8 protein-coding genes are annotated in these 11,079 nt (G+C 68.3%); 3 read left to right on the top strand and 5 right to left on the bottom strand.

Features of this window, described 5'->3' with window-relative positions:
• The first annotated feature begins 13 nt into the window (after positions 1 to 13).
• The gene (locus DJ019_RS08430; protein ID WP_111275580.1) at positions 14 to 568 is read left to right on the top strand and encodes a hemerythrin domain-containing protein; all 555 of its coding nucleotides are present in this window, start codon (positions 14 to 16) and stop codon (positions 566 to 568) included.
• Positions 565 to 1,248: a carbonic anhydrase gene (locus DJ019_RS08425; RefSeq protein WP_111275579.1), complete on the top strand. Its 684-nt coding sequence runs from the start codon at positions 565 to 567 to the stop codon at positions 1,246 to 1,248. Before DJ019_RS08430 ends, DJ019_RS08425 begins: the two co-directional genes overlap by 4 nt.
• Positions 1,249 to 1,553: 305 nt before the next feature.
• On the opposite strand, the gene DJ019_RS08420 is transcribed toward DJ019_RS08425, so the two are convergent.
• Both DJ019_RS08420 and katG read right to left on the bottom strand, forming a co-directional pair.
• The gene (locus DJ019_RS08420) at positions 1,554 to 1,928 is read right to left on the bottom strand and encodes a c-type cytochrome (protein ID WP_111275578.1); all 375 of its coding nucleotides are present in this window, start codon (positions 1,926 to 1,928) and stop codon (positions 1,554 to 1,556) included.
• Positions 1,929 to 2,000: 72 nt separating this feature from the next.
• Positions 2,001 to 4,244, bottom strand: a complete 2,244-nt coding sequence (katG, locus tag DJ019_RS08415) for a catalase/peroxidase HPI (RefSeq protein ID WP_111275577.1) — start codon at positions 4,242 to 4,244, stop codon at positions 2,001 to 2,003.
• A 297-nt stretch (positions 4,245 to 4,541) separates the two neighbouring features.
• Between katG and DJ019_RS08410 the strand changes: the two genes are divergently transcribed.
• Positions 4,542 to 5,447, top strand: a complete 906-nt coding sequence (locus DJ019_RS08410) for a MurR/RpiR family transcriptional regulator (RefSeq protein WP_111275576.1) — start codon at positions 4,542 to 4,544, stop codon at positions 5,445 to 5,447.
• A gap of 2 nt (positions 5,448 to 5,449) precedes the next feature.
• On the opposite strand, the gene DJ019_RS08405 is transcribed toward DJ019_RS08410, so the two are convergent.
• The 3 genes from DJ019_RS08405 to DJ019_RS08395 all read right to left on the bottom strand — a co-directional run bounded on the left by DJ019_RS08405 (position 5,450) and on the right by DJ019_RS08395 (position 10,954).
• A complete protein-coding gene (locus tag DJ019_RS08405; RefSeq protein WP_165843941.1) occupies positions 5,450 to 6,238 on the bottom strand; it encodes an HAD-IIA family hydrolase in 789 nt (262 codons plus the stop codon).
• A gap of 146 nt (positions 6,239 to 6,384) precedes the next feature.
• Positions 6,385 to 8,601 (bottom strand): TonB-dependent receptor plug domain-containing protein, encoded by a 2,217-nt coding sequence (locus tag DJ019_RS08400; RefSeq protein WP_205854122.1) that lies wholly within the window; start codon positions 8,599 to 8,601, stop codon positions 6,385 to 6,387.
• 256 nt (positions 8,602 to 8,857) lie between these two features.
• The gene (locus DJ019_RS08395; protein WP_111275574.1) at positions 8,858 to 10,954 is read right to left on the bottom strand and encodes a phosphocholine-specific phospholipase C; all 2,097 of its coding nucleotides are present in this window, start codon (positions 10,952 to 10,954) and stop codon (positions 8,858 to 8,860) included.
• Positions 10,955 to 11,079 lie beyond the last annotated feature (125 nt).

Genomic DNA, 11,079 nt, shown 5'->3' with positions numbered 1-11,079 from the left:
TAGGAGGCCCGCCATGGCCGAACCCCGCACCACCGAAATCGAGGACATGCCGACCGAGCTCATGACCGAGCCGCTCGACTGGTTCTTTGCGGAACACTACCGGCACCGGCAGTTCTGCCGGCTGGTGAACGAGGTGGCGCTGGCGCATGTCTTCGACGGCGAGCGGGTGAGCCTGCTGGTCAACTTCCTGCGCTACGATCTTCCGCTCCACATCATCGACGAGGAGCAGGACCTGTTCCCCCTGCTGCGCCGGCGCGCCCTGCCGGAGGACGATGTCGAGAACGTGCTCGGCCTGCTGTCGGCGGAGCACAAGGCCGACGCCATCCAGGCCGCCGAGGTGCGCCGCATTCTCGAGGCGTCGCTCGAGCAGCAGACCGCGCCTGGCATGGAGCCCGCCGCGCGCAAGGCGCTGCAGGCGTTCGCCGCCCAGGAGCTCCGCCACCTCGCGCTCGAGAATGCGGTGGTGCTGCCGATCGCGCGCCTGCGCCTGACCGCCAAGGATCTCACCGGCATGAGCCGGCGCCTCGCCGCCCGCCGCGGCCTGGTGCTTGAGACGGCGACGGCATGATCGACGATCTGCTGGACAACAACATCCGGTGGGCGGCCTCGCGGGCGCGCGTCGATCCGGAATACTTCCGGCGGCTCGCCAGCCAGCAGTCGCCCGAGTACCTTTGGATCGGCTGTTCCGACAGCCGCGTGCCGGCCAACGAGATCGTCGGCCTCGACCCGGGCGAACTGTTCGTCCACCGCAATGTGGCGAACCTCGCGCCGCCTCAGGACGCCAACTTCCTGTCGGTGCTGCAGTTCGCGGTGGAGGTGCTGAAGGTCCGCCACGTCATCGTTTGCGGCCACTATGGCTGCGGCGGGGTCAGGGCCGCCCTGTCAGGCGCACGCCTCGGCCTCATCGACCACTGGCTGCAGCCTGTGCGCACGCTGTGCTGCCAGCATGCGGAGTCCCTGGACACGATCGCCGACTTCGACGCGCGGGTGAACGAGGTCTGCGAGCGGAATGTGCGGGCTCAGGTGACCAGCGTGGCCCAGAACCCCTTTGTCCGCGACGCCTGGCGCCGGGGGCAGTCCCTGGCGATCCACGGCTGGATCTACTCCATAGAGGACGGCCTGTTGAGGGATCTGGAGACCAGCGTCACCTCGCCGGCCGCCGCCGACGCCCTCCTGATGGAACGGCCGGTTCATCGCCCGGCGCCGCCGCCCCGCTACAAGGGCCGGCCGGGGCCCCGCCGCCGGTAGAGGGCAGCCGTCGCGCCAGGCCCGACAGCGCTCGCATATCCCCCAAAAGGAACGGCCCCGCAGGTTGAGGCGGGGCCGAGTGGGAGGGGGCATATGTCAACAGACCGTGGTTCACCTCCTTTGGGTGCTACAGCCTCCCCAGCACCTGGGGAGTCGTCCGCCTGAAGAGCCGTCCCGAGGGGATAGGCGCGGGCGCGTCTCAACGGACGCAGACATCCTGGCCCCGGCCGACCCGGGGGAGAATGATGGCCGCCGGACCGTGGCTTGACCGTGGTCAACCCCGCGGCGGCGGCGTCTGTGGCGGATCAGCGAAGGGTGAGAAGGTAGGCGACCACCTCCCGCCGCGTCTCGGGATCGCGGATGCCCGCGAAGGGCATGCGGGTCCCGGGAACCGCCTTCTGCGGAGAGGTCAGCCAACGGTCGAGCGTGGCTTCGTTCCAGGTCAGCCCGGACGCCTTCAGCGCGTCGCTATAGCTGAAGTCGGCCAGAGAGCCGGCCTTGCGCCCGGCGACACCGGCCAGGCTGGGCCCGAAGATGTGCTTGCCGGGCTCCGTGGCGTGGCACGCCCGGCACTGGGCGAACGTGGACGGAGGCTCGGCGGCCGCACCGTGGCCCGGGATCGTCAGGGCGATCAGGGCGAGCAGCATGGCGGCCCCCGCCGCCCGTGGGAACTTGGTCATTGTGATCCTGACCCCATCGAACAAGGCGGCGGATGGCAGGGCAGCGTCGCCGCCGCCCTGCCGGCGCGAGGGTCAGCTACGGTCCAGTTCCATGACCTTCGTCCACGCGGCGACGAAGTCCTTCACGAACTTCTCCTTCGCGTCGTCGGCGGCATAGACCTCGGACACGGCGCGCAGCTCGGAGTTGGAGCCGAAGACCAGGTCGACAGGCGTCGCGGTCCACTTGAGCTGGCCGCTCTTGCGGTCATGGCCCTCGTAGAGGCCCTCCGACTTGGCCGACTTGCTCCACTTGGTCGACATGTCGAGCAAGTTGACGAAGAAGTCGTTGCTCAACGTGCCGGGCCGGTCGGTGAACACGCCGTGCGCCGCCTGGCCGGTGTTGGCGTTGAGCGCGCGCATGCCGCCGACCAGGACGGTCATCTCGGGCACCGTCAGGTTCAGCTGGCCAGCGCGGTCCACCAGCATCTCGGCCGGCGAGAGCCGGCTGTTGGCCCCGTAGTAGTTGCGGAAGCCGTCCGCCGTCGGCTCCAGGACCGCAAATGACTTGGCGTCGGTCTGGGCCTGGGAAGCGTCCATGCGGCCCGGCGTGAAGGGAACCTGGACCGGATAGCCGCCCTTCCGCGCGGCGTCCTCGATGGCCGCGGCGCCGCCGAGCACGATCAGGTCGGCCATGGAGATCTTCTTCCCGCCGGTCTGGGCGCGGTTGAAGTCCTTCTGGACGGCCTCGAGGCGCTTCAGGACCTTGGCGATCTCGGCCGGATTGTTCACCGCCCAGTCCTTCTGCGGATCGAGACGCAGGCGTCCGCCGTTGGCGCCGCCACGGCTATCCGCCGCCCGATAGCTCCCCGCGGCGGCCCAGGCCGTCCGCACCAGTTCCGGACCGGTAAGGCCGCTGGCGAGGATGCGGGTCTTGAGCTGGGAGACGTCGTCAGGGCTGACCAGGGCGTGGTCGACGGCGGGGATCGGGTCCTGCCAGATCAGCTCTTCCTTCGGCGCGTCAGCGCCCAGGTAGCGGGCGCGCGGGCCCATGTCGCGGTGGGTCAGCTTGAACCAGGCGCGAGCGAAGGCGTCGGCATAGGCGTCCGGATTGTCCCGGAACCGCTCGGCGATCTTGCGGTACGCGGGATCCATCTTCAGCGACAGGTCGGTGGTGAACATGATCGGCGCGTGACGCGTGCCGGCCACGTGCGCGTCGGGGACCATGCTGGCCGCGCTCTTGTCGCTGGGAACCCACTGGATCGCGCCCGCCGGGCTGCGCGTCTGCACCCAGTCGAAGGCGAACAGGTTGTCCAGGTACTGGGTGGTCCAGGCGATCGGGTTGGCCGACCAGGCGCCTTCCAGGCCGCTGGTGATGGTGTCCTCGGCGTTGCCCTTGCCGCACTTGTTGGTCCAGCCCAGGCCCTGCTGCTCCACAGGCGCGCCGGCCGGATCGGCGCCGAGACAGTCGTCGGGCTTGTGGGCGCCGTGCGCCTTGCCGAAGGTGTGGCCGCCGGCGATCAGCGCGACCGTCTCCTCATCGTTCATCGCCATGCGGCCGAACGTGTCGCGGATATCCTTGGCGGCCAGCAGCGGATCGGGGTTGCCGTTCGGGCCTTCCGGATTGACGTAGATGAGGCCCATCTGGACCGCGGCCAGCGGGTTCTGGAGCTGTCGGTCGCCGTGATAGCGCGCGTCGGCGAGCCACTTGTTCTCGGGACCCCAGTAGACCATGTCGGCCTCCCAGTCGTCCTGGCGGCCGCCCGCGAATCCGAAGGTCTTGAAGCCCATGGATTCCAGCGCGACGTTGCCCGTCAGGACCATCAGGTCGGCCCAGGAGATCTTCGAGCCGTACTTCTGCTTGATCGGCCACAAAAGGCGGCGCGCCTTGTCGAGGCTGACGTTGTCCGGCCAGCTGTTGAGCGGCTCGAACCGCTGCTGCCCGCCAGCGGCGCCGCCGCGTCCGTCCTGCGTCCGATAGGTCCCCGCGCTGTGCCAGGCCATGCGGATGAAGAAGGGGCCATAGTGCCCGTAGTCGGCCGGCCACCAGTCCTGAGACGTGGTCATCAGGGCGCGGATGTCCTTCTTCACCGCCTCGATGTCGAGCGACTGGAACTCCTTGGCATAGTTGTAGCCGGCGCCCATGGGGCTCGACTCCACGCCGTGCTGGCGCAGCGGCCGCAGGTCCAGGCGCTCTGGCCACCAGTCCTGGTTCGACATGACCTTGGCGGGCGCCGCAGCCGGAGCGGCGGCAGGATTGGCTGACGCGGGGGTTGCGATCGTGACCGCCGAACCGGCCGCCGCCATGAGCGCGATGAGTGAAACGGTGGACCAACGCATGGACGCCTCCCTGTTGTGTGAGAACACGCTGAACTCGACTGAGGCGCTAGATCGCAGCGCGGTGGCGCTTTAGTCCAATCGATTGAAATGATCAGTGAGATAGAGATTTCCTCTAGCCCATGGGGCTTCGGCCCCGAGCCGCGGTCGTCATCCTCCGCCGCGCATTCCAAATCTGTCGCATGCGCGAGGTAGGTCTTCATCCAGGCCTGGGACGCCGGATTCCCGTCGCGGCGGCGTGGCCGCCTGGACCGCGACAGGCGCCGGTGGCATCACGGGGGCCCGACCTGAGAGAGAACGATGTCCGAGCGCTCACCGATGCCAAGGCCTCTTCCCCGGGCACGGATCGTTGATCACGCCCCGGTCGACAATGCGCTCGCCCGGATTCGGGCGCTGCTCGACGCCTTGGCGCCCGGCGCCCGGCGGATCGCGGACTATGTGCTGGAGCGGCCGGAAGACGTTCTCAAGATGTCCGTGACCGAATTGTCGGAAGCGACCCAGGCTTCGGAGGGCAGCGTCATCAACTTCTGTCAGCGGCTGGGCCTGTCAGGCTTCCAGCAGCTGAAGCTGAGCCTCGCGCAGGACATCGTCCGGCCTGTCCAGTTCATCCACGAAGACCTCGACATCAGCGACGACGCCGCCACCACCTGTCGCAAGATCTTCCACTCGGGCATCCAGGCGCTGCAGGACACGCTGTCGGTGCTGGACCCGGCCGCCCTCACCGAGGCGGTGGAGACGCTGCGCTCGGCGCGGCGGATCGAAGTCTACGGGATCGGCTCGTCAGCTCCGATCGCGGACGATGCCCACTATCGGATGCTGCGCATCGGCCTCGACGCCAAGGCCGTCACCGACAGCCACATCCAGGCGATCAGCGCCTCGCGCACGGACCCCGGCGTGGCGGTGCTCACCATCTCCCACTCGGGCTCGACGCACGAGACGGTGATGTCCACGAAGCTCGCGAAGGCGGCGGGCGCGAAGACCGTGGTCATCACCAACTATGCGCGTTCGCCGATCCAGGCCCACGCCGACGTGGTGCTCTTCACCATGGCCCGCGAGACCCGGTTCAGGACCGAGGCCATGACCAGCCGGATCGCCCAGCTCTGCGTGCTCGACGCCCTTATCGCGGCCCTTGCGCTGGCCGATCACGATCGCGCGGTCGAGACGCTGCGCAGCACCTTCGACACCCTGTCCAGCAAGCGATTCTGACCTCAGGCGACGAGGTCGCTCAGAGTCAGGCCACCCGGACCGTCCACGAGGATGCAGCGCAGTCCGAGCGGCGCGGCGCCGGCGACGTCGGTGTCGGGATTGTCGCCGATCATGACGGCCTCATGCGGCGCGACGCCCAGGACCTCGCACGCCCGGCGGAACAGGGTCGGATGCGGTTTTCCGACGACTTCCAGATGGACTGGGACGGGCTCCACACAGGTCAGGAGCGCCGAAAGCAACGCCCCGGTCTCCGGCATGACGCGCCCCTCCGTCGATGGATGGGTGCGGTCGGGATTGCCCACCAGCAAACGCACCCCCCGGCGCAGGGCGTTCGCGGCCTGAGTCAACTTCGCATAGGAGAACCGGGTGTCACGGAGCAGCACGACGAGATCCGGATCGTCAGGGCCCAGTTCCAGGCCCATGCGGCGCGCGGCCTCCTCCATCCGGGGCGAGGCCAGCAACAGGGTGCGGCGCGGCGCGAGGTGACGCGCCCGGCGAAGGGTCTCGACACCCGCCAGGATCACCCGCTCGGGCTCCACCAAGATTCCACCGGTCCGCAGCCGGTCGGTGAAGAAGCCGCGGCCATGGCTGGTGTTGTTGGAGACGATGGCGAAGGCGTCCGGGCGCGCGGACATGAGCGCGAGGGCGGCAGGCTCCGGTCGGTCGGCGATGGCTGCGCAGCCGTCCCAGTCGAACAGCAGCGCCTTGGCTTCGGCGATGGCCTGACGGGCTTCAGCGGCGTCCTCGATGGCGCGCGCGACCAGCGGCGCCCGAATATCATGTCGGTTCAAATGCAGACTCCGCGCGCCATCTGGCCGGCTGGCGCAGGTTGGGTGAGATCGCCCGGAGCGGCTCCGGGTTCAGGAATGTCCGCCGCGCGCCGCGGCCCTGCGGAGGGGACGCAGGGCCAGAGCTGACGCGCGGCGGCTCCCGGCCGTCAGAAGCGGGCCGTGAAGGTGCCGTAGAAGGCGCGCGGCTTGCCTTCGAACGGATAGCCGAAGAAGTACCTCGGATCGCGGTTGGTATATTCGCCGCGGTTGAAAGCTGACCCGTACAGCTGGTTTCCGAAGCCGTAGCGCTCGGCGTACTTCTCGTTGAACACGTTCACGACGCGGAACTGCAGCTGGTACTGCATATCGTCGCCGAGGAAGTAGTTCACGGTGGCGTTCGTCACCGTGTACTTGCCGAAGTTCTTCCGGATCTGCGGCCGACCGTTGATGCTCAGGCCGCCACTGGCGAATTCCGAACCCTGGACGCGCGGCATGACCGCCACGTTCAGCCGCCGGTCGGGCGAGGTCCATTCCAGCATGCCGCTGATGAACCAGGCGGGCGTCTCGTTGATCTGCTCGCCCTTGAACGCGCCGGTCTTGGCGGCCGCGTCCTGGGCCGTATAGCCGAGGTTCAGCCGCCAGCTTTCGCCGACATTGAGGTTCACGTCGGCGGTGACGCCCACGATGCGGGTTACGGCGGGGTCATTGTAGTAGGTGTTGCGGGCCGGGAAGCCGTTGCCGGCCGGGACCGGGAAGTCGGTGGTCGTGCGGATCCGGTTGGTGATCTCGGTCTTGAAGCCGCCCACCTCGGCCGAGACCGCGAAGCCGTCGAAGCGGCGTTCGTAGCCGATGGCGCCGTTGTAGGTCTCGGTCTCCTCAGTCTGCAGGTTCGGGTTCCCGACGACGGTCGAGGTGTCGTTCCGCAGTTCGGTGATCCGGGGCAGGCTGTATGAGGTGCCACCGTTGGCCCGGGCATAGAAGCCGTAGGGCAGCGGCTGGCGCACGCCGAACTTCCAGACCGTGCGCTTCTCCGAACCCGGCAGGAAGTCGGTCCGCACGGCCAGCGAGATGGCCGTGTCCGGGCTGAAGGGGAGCCTCGGGCGGGCGTCGATGAACACGCCCGTGGTGGTCGCCGGGTCGTTGTCGACCGGGTACTCGGCCGCCGAGTCGTCCTGATAACGGACCACCTGACCGCCGACCACGAACTCCAGGTACTCGTGCAGATTGACCGTGTTGCGGACGGTCAGGCCGTATTCCTTGAAGCCGGCCCTGCGCTGGTTGGTGGAGCCGAAGCCGCGGTTGGCGCCGTTGGCAAAGACCTTGCCCGACCAGGCGCCGAACGGCACGCGGGCGTTGGTGGCCGGGTTGATGCAGCCCGCCTGGTCCTTGCAGATGTCAGGATAGAGCTCGGTGTTCCAGAGCTTGGGGTTGCTGTAGTAGCCGTTGACCTCGGTCAGCAGCATCGGCGACCAGCGCTTGTGGAACGAGCCGTCGACGATCGGGTAGCGGACGGTGTTGGGCGAGTGCACCTCCCGGTCCGGGAAGGCGTCCTGGAAGGTTGACTCGGTGTATTCGGCGTTCAGCCGCAGCTCGGACGTGTCGTCGATCTTCCAGAGGTACTTCACGCCCACTTCGTTGCGGTTCAGCGGGTATTCCTGGACGCCGCCGGCGGCCCGTATGTTGTCCACGAAATCGTCGGGGTTGAAGATGCGCGGACCGTCCGTGGCCTGCATCGAGCCGTAGAACATGACGCTGTGCGCGCCGTCCTCATCGAGCGGGAACGAGTAGTTGCCCCAGAGCTCGCGGGATTCGAACGAGCCGTAGCTGACGCCGAGTTCGCCCTTGCGCGTGCCGTCGGGCTTCTTGGTGACGAGGCTGACGACGCCGATGCCGCCGTTGCTGCCGAAGAACAGGCTGTTGCCACCCCGGAACACCTCGACGCGCTCGATCATGTGCGGGTCGATGGTCGTGGTGCCCCAGATGTCTTCCAGGGCCGGACCCCGGTCATAGAGAGGCACGCCGTCGCGCACGACGAGGGTGTCCCGATCGCCGCCGCCATCGAGACGGATCGTGTATTCGCCTTCGTCCGGCGAGTAGCCGACGTTCACGCCCTTCACCAGGAACTGCGCCAGTTCGGCGAAGTTGAGCGCGCCGGTCTTCGCCACGTCCGCGGCGGTGATCACCTGGACGGCGTTCCCGTATTCGACGGCCTCGACGGCCTGGACCGAACCCATATCCGCGCGCTTGCCCTTGACCTGGACCTCGCTGACGCTCGGGCCTGCGGAGTCCGCATCGGTCTCAGCGGCCCAGGCCAGCGCCGGCAGCGCGCTGCCCGCCATGAGCGCGGCGACGAAGGCCGCCGCCGTCCTGTGTCTGTTCATCATGACAACCCATCCCCCGGGTATGCGAGCGCGGCTCGCGTTCGGCGCGGAAGGCCCGTACGGCCGCCCGTCGCGGCGGATGAGTAGGCCCGGCTCGTGACGGTGAAATGAATATTTCTCAGTCTTCAGGAGTCATACTGGTGAATTTTCCGCACAGCGCGGCGACTGTTCCGCCAAGCGCGTGCGTGCGCCCACGGCCACTCTCGCGGCCGTGGGTGAGGAATCCTCAATCAGTGCGATGCGGCCGTGGCGGCTCGCGTCAGGCTCCCATCGCCGGATCGCTGATCCCGTGGACGCCGGTCTCCATGCGGCCCGCGGCGCGGCGCGTCACGCCTGGCCCGGTTACGCTCACGTCGTACCAGTCGCCCGCGGCGGCGACGGACCAGCGGCGGGTCGAACGCCCCCGGGCGGGGATCTTCAGCTCGCCTCCGGAAAGCCCGTAGGCGTTGTGGCGGATATCCACCGTCTGCGGCTCGCCGGACCCGTTGCGGATCTCCAGCTCGACCTCGCGGGTCTGCGGACGGTAACGGATGTCCATCTCCAGCCCGCGGCCGGCCTCGCCCTGGAAGTCCCGCCGGAAGCCGTTGTGGCTGAGGACCATCAGGTCGTATCGCCCCCCGTCGGCCTCGGTCGACCAGACGTCCGACAGCGTCTTGCCGGCCTCGACGGTATAGCGGCGGGGAATCCGGTCGAGGTGCAGGCGGTCATAGACGTGGAAGACCGCGCCCTGGCGGCCGTCGTTGCGGAACTCCAGCCTCACCTCGCCGGCCGTCGCGGCCGCCCGTGCGTTGATCACGTAGGGCAGCGCACGTGACGGGCGCGCGCCCATCTCGACCTTCACCGCCTGCGGCGTCTCGGGCGGCCGGATCCGGGGGCGCTGGATATGCTGCAGCACCACCGCCGAGGCGCCACTGACGTCCGGCAGGTCCGGGAACACCGGATCGTTCGGCCGGGCGAAATCGAAAGCCGAGGTCATGTCGCCGCAGACGGCGCGATGCCAGGAGCTGATCCCCGGGACGGTCACGCCGAAGCGGGTCTCGAGGAACTGGCCGACGGACGTGTGGTCGAAGGTCTGGGAATTCACCCAGCCGCCCTTGCTCCAGGGCGAGACCACATACATCGGCACCCGCGGCCCCAGGCCGAAGGGCCGGACCAGACCGCTCTGGGCGTCGCGCGGGTCGATGTGCTTGCGCTGTGGGTCCGAGAAGTAGTGGCCCTGGAGATCCAGGGTGGACTTGCCGGCGAGGCGCCCGTCGATGTCGTACGACGGCGGCGCGGGCGGCGGCAGGTGATCGAACTGGCCGTCGTTCTCGTCGAAGGTCAGGAAGAACACCGTCTTGCCCCAGACCTCCGGATTGGCGGTCAGGGCGTCCAGCACCTTGGCGGTGAACTCCGCGCCCTGCAGCGGGGTCGATTGGCCGGGATGTTCGGAGTATGGCGGCGAAGGCAGCACCCAACTCACGGCCGGCAGCGTCCCGTCCTGGACGTCGCGGGCGAGCTGCTCCAGCGACCAGTGGCTCATGCCCTTCTCGTAGAGGGGCGAGCCGGGCTTGCAGGTGCGGAAGCTCTCGAACGCCAGGCCGCCATGCATGGCGCCGGTCCAGTTGTTGTTGGGGTCCTGGTAGATCTTCCAGGAGACGCCGGCCTTCTCGAGGACATCGGGGATCGTGTCCCACTTCAGACTGTTGCCGGCATAGGTGTAGCCCGGCTCGGGCAGCGCGCCCTTGACCCAGCAGCGCCAGTTGTCGGGCTCGGAGTGGTCGTCGGTGCAGTTGACGCCCTTGGCCCGCAGCTCAGGGTCGGCGCTCGACCCCGACCAGAAGACGATGCGGTTCGGGTCCGTGCCCGCGGTGACCGAGCAGTGGTAGGCGTCGCAGATGGTGAACGCCTCGGCCAGGGCGAACTGGAACGGGATGTCCTCGCGCCGGTAGTAGCCCATGGAATACGGCGTCTTGAACCTGGGCCACTCCTCGATCTTGCCCTGTCCCCAGGCGGCCTGGGCGTCGGCGTAGGAGTGGGGCGTACCGGGCACCCGCAGCGCGTCGGTCTTGCTGGTGTCGAGATGGAAGGGCGGGATCTCGCGCTTGCCGTCGGACTGGCGCCACACATCCCGGCCGCCGACCAGCGGAATGGGATGCCGGTCGCCGAATCCGCGCACGCCGCGCAGGGTGCCGAAGTAGTGGTCGAACGAGCGGTTCTCCTGCATCAGGATCACCACGTGCTTCACGTCCTGGATCGTGCCTGTCGCCTGGCGCGCCGGGAGCGCCAGCGCCCTCTGGATCGCCACAGGCATCGTCGCGACCGCCGCGCCGCCCGCCATGGCGCTGAGGAATGTCCGCCGGTCCGTCTCGTTCATCACCACCCCCACTTGCTCGGTTGGTGGCGATCCTCGCGTTCAGCCGTGACGTCCGCGTGTGCCCACCGTGACGGGACAATGAATATTCTTCATTCTATGCATGTTTTCAGGATGAATACAGCGCA

Source organism: Phenylobacterium kunshanense (assembly GCF_003254525.1).
GTDB lineage: Bacteria > Pseudomonadota > Alphaproteobacteria > Caulobacterales > Caulobacteraceae > Phenylobacterium > Phenylobacterium kunshanense.
Note: the sequence above shows the minus strand (reverse complement) of the source record. Positions and strands in the feature narration are given on the sequence as shown.

Excerpts from the sequence above, each read along its gene's own strand:
- DJ019_RS08430 (WP_111275580.1), top strand. The coding sequence starts at position 14 with ATGGCCGAACCCCGCACCACCGAAATCGAGGACATGCCGACCGAGCTC.
- DJ019_RS08425 (WP_111275579.1), top strand. The coding sequence starts at position 565 with ATGATCGACGATCTGCTGGACAACAACATCCGGTGGGCGGCCTCGCGG.
- DJ019_RS08420 (WP_111275578.1), bottom strand. The coding sequence starts at position 1,928 with ATGACCAAGTTCCCACGGGCGGCGGGGGCCGCCATGCTGCTCGCCCTG.
- katG (WP_111275577.1), bottom strand. The coding sequence starts at position 4,244 with ATGCGTTGGTCCACCGTTTCACTCATCGCGCTCATGGCGGCGGCCGGT.
- DJ019_RS08410 (WP_111275576.1), top strand. The coding sequence starts at position 4,542 with ATGTCCGAGCGCTCACCGATGCCAAGGCCTCTTCCCCGGGCACGGATC.
- DJ019_RS08400 (WP_205854122.1), bottom strand. The coding sequence starts at position 8,601 with ATGATGAACAGACACAGGACGGCGGCGGCCTTCGTCGCCGCGCTCATG.
- DJ019_RS08395 (WP_111275574.1), bottom strand. The coding sequence starts at position 10,954 with ATGAACGAGACGGACCGGCGGACATTCCTCAGCGCCATGGCGGGCGGC.